The organism is Paenibacillus sp. J22P51 (assembly GCF_059692215.1).
This window is the reverse complement of sequence record NZ_JCAUAZ010000004.1, coordinates 112,351-127,828: the sequence shown is the minus strand read 5'-3', so window position 1 is coordinate 127,828 and position 15,478 is coordinate 112,351. Positions and strand designations below refer to the sequence as shown.

The window sequence follows — 15,478 nt, the reverse complement described above, 5'->3', positions numbered from 1 at the left end:
TAAAAGAGAAAACCGGGTTATCGATGTTATTGCTCCATCCACACTATCCTGCCCGTTCAGAGCGGTTCATTTCAGGTGTCAGCTGAGATAAACCGACAAAAGGGTCAAGTTCTTGTCGTTCGTCTGCTACAAGAACTTGTCCGATCGAAAATAAAAACCCGCGGTTTATGCGGGTTTGAGTCGGCTATGTTCTTGTCGTTCAACAACATTTATTACATTTTTCCCACTATCCAGCACAAACGAGCTGCTGTATACGAATTGCAATTTGTCTTTTATTTCTATTCCAACTTCTTCGAAAATCTCTCTATGTATCGTTTGCTCCAAATATTTTGCACATTGGCTTCAATTTCTACCTTACCACCAACCAGAGAGAGGGTACCACCTGCATGTTCCTCTTTCTTACCGCGTTTAATTATTAACCATTTTTCTTCTTTATAAATAGCACCCTCTACATTTACAATGAACACTAATACACCTCCCGAAACGTCAACTATCGTTTACCGTTTAGCTCAAGTTGAACAATCTTACAGCCACGGTCGACCATAGCTCTACCATCAACTAATTACAGCAATTGCATCAATTTGAACCATGAAACCTATATCCGAATGAGCAATAGTCCTTGCAGGGTACGGCTGCTTAAAATATTTCTTATAGATATCATTAAAACTGTCGAAGCCCGCACCATTTCCAAGAAATACTGTCACTTTCACTACATCCGCGAGTTTTGCACCAGCTTCTTCAAGAATAGCTTGTAGATTATCCAATGTGCGGATAGCTTGTTCTTCCAAGGTTGTCCCAACTAAATATCCAGTTTCAGGGTCAAAGGGTCCTTGACCAGCAACATATACTGTATTCCCTGACTTAATTGCTTGGCTATAAGGCATTGTGCCAGGATTTTGTGCTTTCTTTGTAAATATCACTTCATTCACAAAAAAACCTCCCAAAGGTTATTGTATATCCTTTTTCTTCCATGCTAACACATAGAATCAAGATTTGGGATTTTTCTTATCCAAGTGAAAAGTCGATGCTATTACATTAATCTGCCCGTTAACGTAACGAAGCTGTCGATCGTTCCGGCAGCTTTGTCATTCAACTATAGTTTCCCGTTAGCTTAATCCACATGAAGAGCTCTAACCTCTACAAAATTTTATCCTCACAATTTGAAACGTTTCTATTTCTCTCCCTTAGCTGATTGTAATAACGTCTTGTTTGGATTATCTTTATTACTTTTAAATATTTCAAATTGACGTGAATCATTTTGAAGAAATATATTCCCACAATTTTGGCATTGATACACTTTTTTATTCAATTTCGATGATAACATACGAATTTCCATACATGCTCTTTCTTTATCTTTTGGTGTCGGTCCAGATTCTTCAATCGCTTTATCAATTTCTTCTAAAAAATCAAACCAATCTTGGTCTGATATTAAGTATCCCTTATAGGACAAGTAATCAGTTTGATCATATATTGTATGACCACACTCACACATTAATTTCATCCAAATGACCATCCTTCCTTAGTGGTTGAATCAATTGTGGAATCCTGCCCATTAGCTGAGAGGGCTGCCGTCAATAAAGTCTGCTTGTAGTAGCATCTTATTGCTGTTTGCTACAATGATTTTCTTATTATGTATTTCTAAGCATTCATATATCTTCTTCTTATTTTCATTATCGAATTTGTGATTCCATTTCAGCATATCTACTAACCCTTTTAATGTTTGTTTGTAATTTGATTTTTCAAATCCAGTTCTCTGTTTAATAAATCTGGTTATAATTCTTATAGCTCTTTTTGATGGGCTTGGAGTTAAAAAAATAATTATATCTGCCTCTTCAAAACTACGAGCCACCCACTTGTAATAAATCCCCTCTACAATCCACTGTTCTTGAGTTATAATTTCTTCCAGTAATTTATCTCTTATTTCAGGCGGATTCTTCCCGCTAAACTCGACTGAATCACTCCACATCACACTATCCAATTCATAGTAAGGAATATTTAATTTATTCGAAAGTTCTCTAGCTAAATATGTTTTTCCACTTCCAGTTGATCCAATTATATGGATTTTTTTATTGTTTATCATGTTCTATCCTTTTTCATGTTGGGGTTTAATCAATAACTTAGTCGTGTCCAGCATTACTAATATCTCTAATTTCATTGACTATAAGAGTTACGGACGAATAGTTTTTCAATGACCCTGCATGAACCGTTACGGTCTGGATATCACCAGATTTCATCATCTGACCTGTACCGTCTCCCTTTTCAATTAATTGTCCGTTATCATCATAAAAAAACAACGTGAAAATTACAGCAGACACAGGATAAGGAGAATCCTTAAGTTTAAGTTGCGCAGTTACATAAGTTGGATAATCGTTAACGATTTTTTTAAACTGCAAATTTCCGATACTTACTCGATTTTCTTTCGGATCTTTTATTAATAATCCGCTTTCTGTAGGATAACTTATGGTAATTTCAGGGACGGAATCTCCACCCATTTCATGGTATCCAACGGTACTTCCCATACTTTCAGTAATAAAACGAATTGGTACATATACATGGCCTTTATGATTTAACACATCATATTCATTGGTATCCAACTCTTTGTTTTGTCCATTAAAAACAAATTTCGCAGGAAACAAATACGCTTGAATTGTGTCTGTGGCATATACAGCAGTTGTTGTGCTTAAAACAATTCCACAAATCAGACCTAGAAGAACCTTTTTCAAAATACACCACTCCCCCTGTTTAACTCTTAATGATTAGATGAAAATAATGAAATTATCGGAAGTAATGTCCGATTCCCGGATATTCGAATACAATTGGTTTTTCTATATATCTCATTTCAAACTCTATTTACAAGAACTTTCCACTAGTCCCAAGCCTTTAAGTAATCGGCTAAATCATGAGGATGGTGTTTTAAACAGATCCCTATGCGACAATAAAGCTGAATGATTACTTCTTCGATAAGCCGTGATCTCTCAATAGGCTCATGATTTAGCAAAGTAAATGTTGAAATTAAGGTTTCTAGGTTCAAATCGTCAGGAGAGGAGCAAAACGCATAAATAAAATCATATAGTACAGGTCCAACAATTGGTGAAGGGTCGATAACTCCATTTAATGCTTTTTGATCATACACAAAATTATGGACACCACAATCACCGTGAAGCAAAAACCTTTCTTGTCCTTCACCCGTCGATATGTTTCCAACATAAGATTTCACTTTATGATAATCTTCAACTGGTAAAAGGCTACCAACATTGATTCGAGCGTATTCCACCCCTCGATCAATGAAGTCACGCCAAGTCTGACACGGATCTTCTAACCAGAAACCCCACTTATCCGTTTGCTTATAGATTACGTAATGATTCAGAAGCCCTTTGATTAGAGCACTCAGCCAGTTTATTTTTGTTCCACGATTAAAATGCGTAGTACCAGCAGTATAGAGATATACAATGAACTTTTTAGCAGGATCGGTATAAAGAAGTTTAGGTAATAGTGCGCTATTTTTATAAGCTTGATGCAATTGTTCGACCAAAAAGATATTTTCTGAGTTATCGAGTTTAAATACGTACTTTGGACTGTCGTCAACTGCTAGAGTATATACTAGTCCTTCTGTAGTTCCATTCATCTTTTTAAGAATCTTAGTGGAGCGATCAATTACACCTTTTTCACAAAGTTCTTTAATTATCTCGTTAACATCTATACCTAATTTCATTTTTATTACCTCCTGAAATCCTTCCATTAATTTTATATCGCATACTCTCGGGTTGATAGGTATAGAATTGATATATTTAACATTACTGCCCTTAAGATGAGATAACGGTAGCCGATTAAATGGCTGCCGTCTCTTTGTTTATTGAACTCTCGTTCGCCGTTAGTTGAATAACCTTCGAGCGATTGTTCTCTTGAACGATTTAGGTATACACCGTGCCTCTGTTTGGGTGATTATCATACAATAGCAAAGGCAAACTCTAACCCGCCCAAGGAGTGGATGAAATTGGCACAATTAACCGTTTTCGCTATAAGGAAAGCAGCCAAGAAAACAATACCTCTCTACCGTAAAATCGTGAACGACAGGGCATATGCAATTCAAGTAACACAGGCTACACGACAGTCGAATCTGAATGCTCTTCACAATTTATTTAGTCAAGTGGTCACTCCCCCTTTTGGTGAAGGTTCAAATACATTCGGTTTTCAAATTTCTTTTCCCGCCCCATCCCCAGCAGGTACAATCGAGAATTTTATTCAGCCAAACCGAGACAATGTACGGCTTACTTCGACTGTTTTACAACTTGCTTCTACCTTTATTATTCCTTTGCTGACGAAAATATCTCGGTGCAGAAGGTTTGCTGTAAAAGTAATCCTTGCAGCAAGAGCAGGGGATAATTTGCAGCTTCGAAAGTTGATTGCCCCGTTATTTCCGCAGAATCGTCTAGTTTCGGTAAGAGGAAGCAAAGGAGAAATTGTTCTTGTAATACGAGTAGAAAAAAATGTATTATTCCGCGCTGGATTCTTTGTTTCTGGATAAAACAGATTATTTGGAGGGATGAGACAGTATTTCATGTCCATGTTAATAGCACGCAAAAGAAGAAATAATTAAAAGAAAATTAGAAATAGTATCGATAATTTGGGGCAAGGAACCCGTTTTTGTTAGATGCTCTCGTGAAAATGGTGAGAAGCTTGTATTTACACAAACCATAACCATAGACTAATAATCACTAATGCTATGATCATGTATCTGTCCTATGCACAACTACTATTACATTGGCTATCGTTGTTGCGCTAAACTGCCCGTAAGCGCGGCAAAAGCTGCCGGGTCTTAATACCGGCAGCCTTGAGCAATCAGACCTGTGATCCTTCCCGTTCAACGCCCAGCAACATTTGTGTCCTTAGACAAATTTGCATCACGTAAATACCGGTCCTAGTGACCATTCAGATTTTTACGAGCTCTCTAATTAAATGTGTTCCCGTATGTAGATAAGTAAGTTCCGGAAATGAATAAATTTCTGCTATATCGTGAAGTCTCTTATAGATCGTGCGCAAAATGACGGAATCCATATCCTGAATCATGCTTTCATAGGCAACGTAATCTATGAAGCTTGCTTTTATTAAAAAAGCAGTGTCCCTTAGAGCAACAACTTCTTCTTTTGAAAGATAAAATTCTTGATTTATTGCTTTCTGATATAATTCAACGCACTTAGGGCTAACAGACTGTTGTCTTTTTCTTCCTGAAGAATCGGTTATCGTTAAAATGCGTTTAATAGGTTCAAGGGATTGTTTTTTCAAATAAACAATTTCATGGATTTCAACACTTTCTAAAAATAAACGAATAATAATAGCATCTTGTGGATTATGGCACTGATTTTCAATTTGTATAAGTTTTTCGATTGACAAATCTTTCATGTGTTTGTGAGTCATTCCCTTCAGTTGTGTTTATTGATGTACGGTAGCTGAAAACATCTTACAGGAAATGTACCGAGAATTTTGTCACATAAGTGGATGTAAAAAAAATACTTTTCGACATTTAGTTTTAGTAAAATACGTGTGAAACGCAAAAAAAGACATTTAAGCGATAGTCCGCCTAATATCTCTGATGTGCTTCATTTGTATGACGATCAGTCTTTGGTAACTGTTTATCTATTATGCCTTAAAGAACACGCTATTCTAAACAGGAGAAACCGCTAAGAGGCCAGTTGCCGAATGGAATGGTCCGGCAGCCTACTGTTTTATTGAGCTATCATTCGTTAGTTCAATGTACACATGAAGCATTTATTGAGATAAAACACATCTGGTTGTCATTTCCTATCATATTTCAACAAGCTTCTGTTGACTCCTTGTTGACTTGGAGCAGCTAGATTGTAACAGAGAATGAACCTACAGCACTTTGTGGTCTGTATCCTAAGTGCCCGTCGGACGCGGTCTTACGCCCCTTATTCCTCGCCCTTCGCAACCGGGTTATCCTCATACGAAATCCAGTCGCTCCAGCTGCCTACGTAAAGCTTCACATTATCGTACCCAGCTTCCGTTAGAGCTAGCACGTTAGGGCAAGCAGTGACTCCTGCACCACAGTAAACGGTGATCTTCCGGTCTGACGGAATAGCCTCAAAACGCTTACGCTGCTCGGTCGCACCAAGGAACACGCCGCCGGGAGATCCCTCCTCCCAATAATGATTAATCGCGCCTGGAATATGACCTGCTTTGAGATACTTCGTTGTATCCTCGCCTGTATAACGCCTGTAAATCCGCGAATCCAACAGCACCTGATCGTCCTGACCGATTCCAGCCTTAACCTCGCTCATTGTCGCTTGCAAACTCTCATCCAACCGGGGCAAAAACCGTTTAGCTACAGGTAGAGACGGCTCTGCCGTTACCGGATAACCACCTGCCAGCCAGCCTGAGTAGCCATCGGACAGCAGCTTTACTCGCTCGTGTCCGGTATATTTCAACATCCACCACAACCGCGAAGCAATACTACCTCCCTGATCGTCGTATACTATCACTTCACTGCTCTCATCAATACCGGCCCTTCCCAGCTTATCTGCGAACGCATCCAGATGGGGCAGCGGGTGCCCGCCTCCGTGTGCTTCCTTAGGACCTGAGAGGTCCGTATTCAGATCAAAGAAGACTGCCCCGGGAATATGGCTCAGCAAATATGAATCGTAACCGGCTGACGGTTCGCCTAACAAGAAGCGGACGTCCGTAAATACGGTGTTCGAATCATTGAGCCGCCTGAAAGCTTCAGATGAGTGGATTAAATTAGACATGGGCACTTCCTCCAATTGGCAAAATGATCTCCGTAATATAGTTGTCGCTGACCGAAGTGCTCCAGGGATCGATGATACACCGCTCATATGAAGCTCCTTGCAGTGGAATTTCCTTCTGCTTCGCCCATTCCTGGAGTTTGCGGTACGTGTCAGAGATCGTTCGGTAATCTCCCTTGTGCATGGCGCTTAACACCTGGAACCCCCCAACCTCTGTCGTAAGTGCAGCATTCGTCTCATCTTCAATAACGGCCGTGTAACAGTCTACGCCTGTGAATGTATGATTGATGCGCTGATCGAAATCGTTAAAATAAAGCATAAACGGCCCATAGGCAAATATATTATTCCGACTGCATAATTCGACGAGAAGATTGCTGTAAAGAACCTCAATGTCTACAGCTTGATGATTCTGGATTTCGTAGCGGTACTTCATCGTCCGGTAGAGCGGAAAGCTCGCAACCGCGATTTTGCTACTCTCCTGCGACTCCTCGAGAAGTGATTCTCCTTGCTCCAGAAGCTGCTGCCATTCTTTAATGGCGAAATGCTTCTTCTGCAACTCAGCCATTTGCTTCTCGACAACCAGCAGCTCTCTGGCCATGTAGTCTTCCAATACATCAAAGTTCGGTCGCTCCAGCATTCGGCAAATACCTGCGAGCTTGAAGCCAAGCTGCTTGTAATATTTTATAAGCGGAATTTTCCGTATACTTTCCATAGAGTAATACCGGTAATTGGTTTCAGGAACAATTCGGTCAGGCGTCAGCAAGCCGATATTGTCATAATAACGAAGCCTCCGAATCGGAATATTACATAGCCTCGAAACTTCTCCAATGGTGTACCATTCCATGCTGCGCCCCCTTTCACTCCATCATCCTGTACTACAGCAGATCCTTGATCGCTTTCTTTATGATCAGAAGCTCAGGATTGATCAGTCTCTCCCGTTTGTTCCCGTGGCCAAAGTCTACCCGAATTTCCTCCTTAACAACACCAGGTCGGAAAGATAGCACATAAATCCGATCAGACAAGAAAATTGCCTCTTCAATATCATGTGTAATAAAAAGAATCGTAACGCCCAGAGCCTCCTGAACTTCCAGCAGCCAAGCCTGCATACTCTCTTTAGTAATTGAGTCCAGCGCGCCAAAGGGTTCGTCCAGCAGCATAATTTCACCCGTAGCAAGGAAGGTGCGCAAGAAGCTCGCACGCTGTTTCATTCCTCCGGACAACTGGCTCGGATAACAGTGCTCATACCCCCTCAGCCCCATGCGGTCAATTAACGAATCCGCCTTGGCCCGCGAAGCCTTTTTATCGAAGCCCTTCAAATCCAATGGCAGCACAATATTGTCCAGCACGGTTCTCCAAGGCAGAAGCAGGTCCTTCTGCTGCATATATCCGATCTCCGCGTTTACTTGCAGCGTTCCCCCGTCCGCCGGCACCAGACCCGTTATAATGTTGAACAATGTACTTTTTCCGGAGCCGCTTGGCCCAAGAATAGAGACGAACTCCCCTTTGCCTATATTCAGGGAGACATTCTTCAAGATCTCAGTGGGACCGTAGGACTTGCTGATACGATCCAGACGGATCAAGGTGCCCTTATCGCGGGAACACGGTGCAGTCTTTTCCAACAGCGCTCTATCTTGCATGTTAACCTCCGCTATTTCCAGTGTGTCGTTTTTTTGGCAATAAAGTTGATCAGATAAATGAAAGTAACACTGAGGATGACAATGACCAGAATTGCCGCAAACACTTTATCGAGCGCGTAAGCATTCTTGGTGCGTACCATATAGACGCCGATCCCCTTGATTCCGCCCTGCCATTCTCCGATAATTGCCGCCATGATCATATAGGTTGCCGCTATTTTGAGTCCGGAGAAGAAATTGACGAGCGCATAAGGAAGCTTCAAATGAATGAACGTCTGTAGCTTGGATGCCTTGTATGAATGAAACAAGTTCAGATAATCTTTGTCCACCCTCTCAAATCCGTCCACAAGACTAATGCAAATTGGAAAAAAGCACACCATAACGATAATGAGAATTTTCGGCAAAATGCCGAAGCCAAACCAGACGATGAGCAGTGGAGTAAGGGCGATGGTCGGAATAGTCTGGGAGACGATCAGGATAGGATAAAGTGACTTCTTCACTATAACGAAGCTGTCCATCAGAATGCCCAGCACGAATGCTAACGAAATCGAAAGTGCAAACCCGAGGATGGACTCATAAAGAGTCATGCCAACATGACCTGCTATCGTACCAAAGTCGCTGGTGAGCGCATCCACCGTATCGAGAGGCGAAGGCAGAATATATATAGGTACATGGGCCAAAGTCACGATCAGCTGCCATACAATTACTGCAAAAAGAAGAGTGGCAATCGGATACAGCCTTTGATCCAGTCTTTTGAGCATGTTCATGGGTAGTCACACCTTTGCATTTATCTGCGCGTTTCAAGTAGAAATGAGATTCCGCTATTCTTTGATTAGGAAACAAGAAAGAAACCATACACCGGATCATTGGTGATATGGTCCTTTATCACTAAATCCGCTAATTCATTTTAAATACTATAATTCCGATATGTTTTGTATGATATTAACAACATCCCGTTATTCTGTCAACTACTAATTGGCAGCCCACTCCAAGATCGGAGTTATCTTTTTTTCAAATATCCAAGTAAATCCCGTCCTGCCTGCCCTTCGAACCACTTCGCATGCCCCAGCCAGAAGCTCTCATAAGCTAGATCGGCATTGGCAGCCGAACGAACGACACCTGCAAAATATTCAATCTCGGACAGGGCAAATTCCGCATGCACTAGAGGGAGCATCGCCGCGAGAGCCGCCGACTCTTTATCGCTTAGAGGACGGATCGACTCATACCCGGACAGCAAGGCTTCAAGCTCCTCATAATGCACGATGTCATGCCGCCCGCTTTCATCAATCGCGAGCCATTCAATGATATTGCGCTCGATGGCCGTAGCCAGATCATAGACGGCATTCGTCCGGTCCGCGTGCCCAAAATCAATAATCGTCTCAACGCTCGAAGTTCCGTCACGGTCATCCCACAGCAAATTCGAGGCATGCCAGTCGTTATGCGTCCACAGTGAGCGCAAATCACTAAGCCATGGAGCAAGGCGGGCATGAAGGGGCAAGAAAATCGTCTTCAGGTCCCGCTCCCAAGGGCGATTGCGGATGTAATCCGCTAATGCCTGCCGCTCGGCAATATATGACGACATCGCTGCATGAGGATCTGTAGAAGCAAAGATCGAGAAGCTCGATACAAGCGCACGGACCGGCCTTGGCGGAGCGTCGAAGTTTTCCGCGGCAAGATGCATCCGAGCAAGCGCTTCACCAGCTGCGTAGGCATGTTTTTCGGAGAGAAAAGGGCTCCATGAGACAGCATCTCGGTATAAATCAAGTCCCTTGGCAAGCCGGTGCACCTCATACGTCCATTCGTCCATTTCGAAGGCCGTCTGACCGCCAATTCCGGCAAGAACATCGCTGACCGGAATCCCCTCATTCCGTAGATGCCTGATAAAACGATGCTCCTCCGTCAATCCAGATACATCCCGTACAGAATGATGGTGTCTCTTCACAAATAGACGCACTGTAGATGTAACAGCAATTGTGGCGCTGGAGAATGGACGCGGACTATGCCATATAAGAGTCGAAGCTTCCTCCAAGTCAGGATAAAAGCTGAGAAGGCGGTTAGCCTCCTCCAACGTAATCGGGGCCCAATCCGGCCGGACAAGCGTCGTTCCCATCCCGTGAGCCTGCACCTCTGTCATGTTCGTTTGATCATTCATCTGATATCCCTCCGAGGTAAGAATTCATTCGTATAAGCGGTCTTCCAGCCGTCTCGGTCCTGCAAAATGCCATGGTTTGCTAGCCACTCTGAATAAGGAGCGAGCAGCTCGGTTCTTTGTACGCCCCAGACACCGTCATGCAGCCAAGTACTTGCAATAAGCGGCAGCGAGCGCTCAACGAGTTGAGTAGGGAAGTACGGAATAAAGCGTTCGAAGACTGGTGCTGCCTTGAGCGGGTCCGCGGCCAAAGTCCGGTAGCCTCGTTCCGTAGCAGCCAAAAACGCACGTATAGTCTCAGGGTCCCGCCGAGTCTTCTCCTCCTGCGTTCCCAGCAGGTAGCTATGGTAGGGCGGCGCCCCGATCTCATCCACAGGCCATACGATTCGCTCCTCTTCCGGAATAGCAGTGTTCATCAGAATCTCCCATGCCCAGTAGCTTCCGAAGGTCGCATCCACCTCCCCGGCAGCAATCGCATCAGGACTCAGTTCCCGCGTGCCGCGGTCGACCACAATGATCCCATTCGGATCTCCGCCGTCGGCGCGAACCAGATGTCGGATCATAGCGAGCCCCCGTGGGGTCGGATTCATGGCTACCCGCTTGCCGCTCAAGTCAGCCGGACGCCGAATTCCTGTACTTCGCACGGTCTGCACCGTCTCCATTCCCCTATGATTAATAGCGGCCACGCCAATGACGACGGGCTGCTTCTCTCTTTGCACCAGCAGTCGATTGCTAGGGAAGATACCGAAATCCGCATCCCCTGTAGCGAGATAGTCGAGCGTGTCCCCCCGTCCGGGATCATACACCGTAAACTCCACATCAAGACCGGCATCCCGGTACCATCCCTGCTCACGCGCATAGTAGAATCCAGCTGCATTGGTCCAAGGGTAAAAGTATTCCAGCATTACCTTCACATTTTTCATCAGGTCAACATCCTTTTCGTTAGGGTCTGTTTTCTTCTGTACTGCTAGGTCGGTGAAGCTGTCCTCACTTAGGAAGCAATTCATTCGTGAAGGCTTCCTCCACATTCAAATCCGACTGTATCAATCCCTTGCTCTTCAAAAACTGCGCATATCTACTCCATACTTCCGCCTTCATCTGCCCCCATGCCGGCGCGTCGGCGATATATTGGGCTGCCAAATATTTCTGGCTCTCCACTGCCAGGTTCTTGTTAATCTCCGGCGCATGCCTCAGTAACAGCTCTGCACCTTCCTCCGGATGATCAATCGCGTAGCGATAGCCCTTTTCCGTTGCCTTCAGGAACTTGCGCACCTTGTCAGGCTGATTGGCAATTGTCTTGGTCCCCGCGATCAGAATTGGCGTGTAGTAATCGAGTGCCGGATCAAGCTCCCGAGCCGGAATATAGGTCAGATTTATGCCGTTGATTTTGGCCTCAATTCCAGTCCAGCCTTCGAAAATCCAGGCAAAGTCAACATTTTTCGTCGTAGCGGCGAAGAAATCGTCGTTACCAATATCCACATGATTCAGCTTGCCGTAATCGACCCCGTTCTTCTCCATGACAGCTCGAAGAATTGCTTCCTCCGAGGGTGAACCCCAGCCACCGTAAAACTTGCCTTCGAAATCCTTCACACTATCAATATTTTTGCTCTTGGGTGCAGCAAAGCCAGAGGTGTTGTGCTGAATAATGGTTGCGACTGCCTTGATTGGCAGGGGATCCTTCCCTGTTAACGCATAAGTCACATCCTCTTGGTAGCTGACGCCAAAGTCGCCTTTTCCTGCGGCAACCAAGGTGGACGTCGTTCCCTCGGAAGGTTGAATAATTTGAACATCCAGTCTTTCATCCTTGTAATAGCCCTTCTCCAAAGCAATATATAAGCCGGTGTGGTTCGTATTCGGAGTCCAGTCAAGTATGACTCTGGTTGGTTCCATACCACCTCTTCCCCCGTAGCCTTGCTTTCGATCATCGCTTCCGCACCCGGATAAAATCACTGCGGACACTACTCCAATACTCAATAGAATCAATAAGCTTCGTTTCATAATATGGATCATTCTCCTCCTGAAAACACTCTCTCGAAATTATATACCATAATTCCGATGCGTTTACTACGTAATTAAAATAATAACCCTACAGGTAACTGGAGGGTCAAGCATTTTATTTCCTTTTATGCGACTATTAAAGAGAAACAGACACAATTTCATACGCTGCGTATACGGAGCGCACCTGCGAATCATTCGCCCAAGCTTTGGCCGGCTGAGTTTGATCCAACAAAAATGTGAAATTAATAAAAGCGATAAGACAACAATCATTGAAATTGTTGTCTTATCGCTTTTATTAGGTCCACGCAGCAACCCTTGGTAGATCGCGTTTTTTTGAGTACGAATACTACAGGAAATATTAACAAATCCTATAATAAACAGAAAAAGAAGGAGAACTAAATGAAAGAAGTTTTTCTCGCCTTTCTGGCAGGAGCGATAGTTGGTGTTATCTTCAAGTTGTTTCGCCTTCCGTTGCCAGCACCACCAGTATTTTCTGCTGTTATGGGTGTGATGGGTGTTTATGTAGGAGGTAAACTCATGGAATGGTTAATCCGGCATTATACATAGGGCAAACGAAATCAGGCGGCCATGGCCACAGACGTCACTGGTCAGTACGCCCCGCATACTTGGTGAGATATATCCTGACCTCTTAGCAAATGCCCTTTGAAGGGAGCTCCCATCATTAAAACGGCCGATTAACTATGCTGCCCATTAACTGAGCGAAGAAGGGCTACCAGCGGCAGCCCTTTCGGTGTTGAACTCTCGTTCTTCCGTTAGCTTAAAGCTTAAGTTTGATTTGCTCCATTTACTTTCTGCGCACTAAGTACAAAACTAATGATTGCTGTAACGCTACACACATATGGGATTAGAGAATACCCCCAATTAGATATAACATAACCTCCAATCATTGAACCAATGGTGATACCAATATAAAGTGCTGTATTATTCCAAGCCATAATAATTCCACGTTCTTTTGGATATTCCACTGCTAATCGTGCTTGGTATGATGTAAATCCTGCGTATCCAAAAAAAGCCCATAAAAACAGAAAGAAATAAATCCAGTCTCCAGATGAGAAGAATATCCCTATAGAAATGAGTATTAAAGTCAAGAAAACTAGCGTTATCTGCGAAATTTTTCTTTCTCCGAATTTATCTGTTAGTTGCCCACTTGTAAGACTTCCTAAAACAGCACCGACACCATAAAAAGTAATAGCTAATGCAATTTCAGATGATGAGAATTTATTTGCGGAATAAAGAGCGGCACCTAAATAAATATAAAGGGCATACATCGAAATCGCCCAAATGGTGGTAACACTAACGGAACTAAGTATTCTTAGTAGATTGCCTTGCAATAAAGAATTTCTCGTTGATTTGCATTTAGGAATAGATGTCAATGTTTTGAAATTCACTACCGACAATATTGCTCCAAGAAGAGCCATAACAATAAAAACGGAACGCCATCCAAGAAAATGCTCTAATAACGTTCCAAATGGAGCCCCTGCCCAAAGTGCCGTTAAGTGTCCTGAAACAACAATCGAAAGCCATGTTCCTCTTCGATTAGGTGGCGCAATATCTCCTATGATTGCGTATATCAATGGAGTAATTGAAGCAACAGATAATCCAGCTAAAATACGACTAACAATTAGCCAAATAAATGAAGGAGCAAAAGCGGTTACGGCGTTAGAAAAAGCGAATAGTAACAAGCCAAACGTAATAAAAGCTTTCCGTCCCTTTTTATCTGAAAGCCATCCAAAGAAAGGAGCCGAAGAAGCATATGTAACCGCAAAAACGGTTACCATCCATCCAGTCATCGCGGAACTAACCTTATATTCTTCCGAAATGAAAGGCAATAACGGCGAGACCACAAATAAGTCAGTTCCCATTAGAAATAATGTTACCCAACCAACACCTATAATTACGCTCGCTCGCATCGCCATTACCTCCCTTCTTGGAATTACTTTTATTAGTTTATTCTTCATGAAAAGGGTTAGTCATTAGCACGCTTTATAGGGATATTCATGTCGCAAAAAAAGCGACAAGAATATCCCTACAAATGCAAAAAAACCTTGCTTTATCAAGGTTTCGTTGTAGGTAATTTCATGTCGTCATCATAAACGTCACCACATTACTCGCGAACATGCTAATAAAACATTTGATTATCCAGATCCATATGATCTATGTCAAACTTGGTTTGATCATCCATCTGCATTCTTAAATCAATTCGCATAAAAGGAATTCCTTGTTTCCTGCATTCTTCCACAAATTCCTTCAACGCTACCAACATATATATCGGCGCATATGGATTCGCACCAAATGTCTGTCCACTATCGTGCAGTACGATAATGTCGTTGCTTTGCAGCCTCGCGAATAGCTTCTTCTTAAGTCTTTCATTGCCCCCGCTGCAACTCCAGTCGCCAACCATTAGGGACCATAATACGAGTCGAAATTGTTTCATGTGCAGAAAGTCAAACACATTAATAATTCCCCATGGCGGTCGATAATGGATGGGTGTCACGCCAATAATTTTCTCGATGACCGTTACGGTATCATATAATTGCTTTCTCACCTTCTTCGGGGTCAGTAGGGCATTTGTCCAATGCATATAATTATGAATGCCGATCAAATGTCCTTCTGTATGTATCCTTCTGATGAGTTCAGGGTATTTCTCTGCTTTAGAGCCAAGTACAAAAAAAGTCGCTTGAATGCCATGTATTTGTAAAATATCTAAGAGTTGCGGTGTGAATACTGGATCTGGACCATCATCAAACGTCAGCGCAATCCCCGTTGCTCTCTTCCCCTTACGGTAGGCGCCAAATCCACCTAGTCGAACAATGACTGTAGGTATGATTGTATAGATTAGAAGTCCAATAAGTATCGACCATACGATATGCGATCCATAATGGCTGTCGTGTAGATGTATCATCATCTGTGGCCCTCCC

At 43.1% G+C, this 15,478-nt stretch carries 17 protein-coding genes and 1 pseudogene; 2 read left to right on the top strand and 16 right to left on the bottom strand.

The window, feature by feature from the left end; all coding sequences use genetic code 11:
- Window positions 1-201: 201 nt before the first annotated feature.
- From AC58QC_RS11515 to AC58QC_RS11490, 6 genes and pseudogenes are all read right to left on the bottom strand, one after another.
- A pseudogene (locus AC58QC_RS11515) lies at window positions 202-467 on the bottom strand (NUDIX domain-containing protein); the annotation flags it as partial.
- A gap of 87 nt (window positions 468-554) precedes the next feature.
- Complete coding sequence (locus AC58QC_RS11510) at window positions 555-929, bottom strand: RidA family protein (RefSeq protein WP_497415282.1); 375 nt, start codon at window positions 927-929, stop codon at window positions 555-557.
- Window positions 930-1,171: 242 nt separating this feature from the next.
- Window positions 1,172-1,501: a DUF8617 domain-containing protein gene (locus AC58QC_RS11505; protein WP_497415281.1), complete on the bottom strand. Its 330-nt coding sequence runs from the start codon at window positions 1,499-1,501 to the stop codon at window positions 1,172-1,174.
- Window positions 1,502-1,552: 51 nt separating this feature from the next.
- Window positions 1,553-2,080: an AAA family ATPase gene (locus AC58QC_RS11500; protein ID WP_497415280.1), complete on the bottom strand. Its 528-nt coding sequence runs from the start codon at window positions 2,078-2,080 to the stop codon at window positions 1,553-1,555.
- Window positions 2,081-2,117: 37 nt separating this feature from the next.
- Window positions 2,118-2,723 (bottom strand): stalk domain-containing protein, encoded by a 606-nt coding sequence (locus AC58QC_RS11495; protein WP_497415279.1) that lies wholly within the window; start codon window positions 2,721-2,723, stop codon window positions 2,118-2,120.
- A 143-nt stretch (window positions 2,724-2,866) separates the two neighbouring features.
- On the bottom strand, window positions 2,867-3,712 hold the full coding sequence (locus AC58QC_RS11490) for a phosphotransferase (RefSeq protein WP_497415278.1): 846 nt from the start codon (window positions 3,710-3,712) through the stop codon (window positions 2,867-2,869).
- A 282-nt stretch (window positions 3,713-3,994) separates the two neighbouring features.
- Between AC58QC_RS11490 and AC58QC_RS11485 the strand changes: the two genes are divergently transcribed.
- Window positions 3,995-4,525, top strand: coding sequence for a hypothetical protein (locus AC58QC_RS11485; protein WP_497415277.1), 531 nt, complete (start codon window positions 3,995-3,997; stop codon window positions 4,523-4,525).
- A gap of 404 nt (window positions 4,526-4,929) precedes the next feature.
- On the opposite strand, the gene AC58QC_RS11480 is transcribed toward AC58QC_RS11485, so the two are convergent.
- The 8 genes from AC58QC_RS11480 to AC58QC_RS11445 all read right to left on the bottom strand — a co-directional run bounded on the left by AC58QC_RS11480 (window position 4,930) and on the right by AC58QC_RS11445 (window position 12,539).
- Window positions 4,930-5,400 carry a phage lytic cycle repressor MrpR family protein gene (locus AC58QC_RS11480; protein ID WP_497415276.1) on the bottom strand — a complete coding sequence of 157 codons (471 nt, stop codon included), beginning with the start codon at window positions 5,398-5,400 and terminating at the stop codon, window positions 4,930-4,932.
- 527 nt (window positions 5,401-5,927) lie between these two features.
- Window positions 5,928-6,761: a sulfurtransferase gene (locus AC58QC_RS11475; protein WP_497415275.1), complete on the bottom strand. Its 834-nt coding sequence runs from the start codon at window positions 6,759-6,761 to the stop codon at window positions 5,928-5,930.
- Complete coding sequence (locus AC58QC_RS11470) at window positions 6,754-7,602, bottom strand: MerR family transcriptional regulator (RefSeq protein WP_497415274.1); 849 nt, start codon at window positions 7,600-7,602, stop codon at window positions 6,754-6,756. Before AC58QC_RS11470 ends, AC58QC_RS11475 begins: the two co-directional genes overlap by 8 nt.
- Before the next feature lie 31 nt (window positions 7,603-7,633).
- Complete coding sequence (locus AC58QC_RS11465; protein ID WP_497415273.1) at window positions 7,634-8,395, bottom strand: ABC transporter ATP-binding protein; 762 nt, start codon at window positions 8,393-8,395, stop codon at window positions 7,634-7,636.
- An 11-nt stretch (window positions 8,396-8,406) separates the two neighbouring features.
- A complete protein-coding gene (locus AC58QC_RS11460; RefSeq protein ID WP_497415272.1) occupies window positions 8,407-9,159 on the bottom strand; it encodes an ABC transporter permease in 753 nt (250 codons plus the stop codon).
- A gap of 233 nt (window positions 9,160-9,392) precedes the next feature.
- Complete coding sequence (locus tag AC58QC_RS11455) at window positions 9,393-10,544, bottom strand: phosphotransferase enzyme family protein (protein ID WP_497415271.1); 1,152 nt, start codon at window positions 10,542-10,544, stop codon at window positions 9,393-9,395.
- Entirely contained in the window at window positions 10,541-11,548 is a 1,008-nt protein-coding gene (locus AC58QC_RS11450) for an ABC transporter substrate-binding protein (RefSeq protein WP_497415270.1), read from the bottom strand. Before AC58QC_RS11450 ends, AC58QC_RS11455 begins: the two co-directional genes overlap by 4 nt.
- The gene (locus AC58QC_RS11445; RefSeq protein WP_497415269.1) at window positions 11,529-12,539 is read right to left on the bottom strand and encodes an ABC transporter substrate-binding protein; all 1,011 of its coding nucleotides are present in this window, start codon (window positions 12,537-12,539) and stop codon (window positions 11,529-11,531) included. The genes AC58QC_RS11450 and AC58QC_RS11445 overlap by 20 nt, the downstream gene beginning before the upstream one ends.
- A 399-nt stretch (window positions 12,540-12,938) precedes the next feature.
- Between AC58QC_RS11445 and AC58QC_RS11440 the strand changes: the two genes are divergently transcribed.
- Window positions 12,939-13,106, top strand: a complete 168-nt coding sequence (locus AC58QC_RS11440; RefSeq protein ID WP_497415268.1) for a XapX domain-containing protein — start codon at window positions 12,939-12,941, stop codon at window positions 13,104-13,106.
- A 218-nt stretch (window positions 13,107-13,324) separates the two neighbouring features.
- Here the strand turns inward: AC58QC_RS11440 and AC58QC_RS11435 are convergent, their stop codons facing one another.
- A complete protein-coding gene (locus AC58QC_RS11435; protein ID WP_497415267.1) occupies window positions 13,325-14,470 on the bottom strand; it encodes an MFS transporter in 1,146 nt (381 codons plus the stop codon).
- 209 nt (window positions 14,471-14,679) lie between these two features.
- Window positions 14,680-15,465 carry a polysaccharide deacetylase family protein gene (locus AC58QC_RS11430; protein ID WP_497415266.1) on the bottom strand — a complete coding sequence of 262 codons (786 nt, stop codon included), beginning with the start codon at window positions 15,463-15,465 and terminating at the stop codon, window positions 14,680-14,682.
- Window positions 15,466-15,478 lie beyond the last annotated feature (13 nt).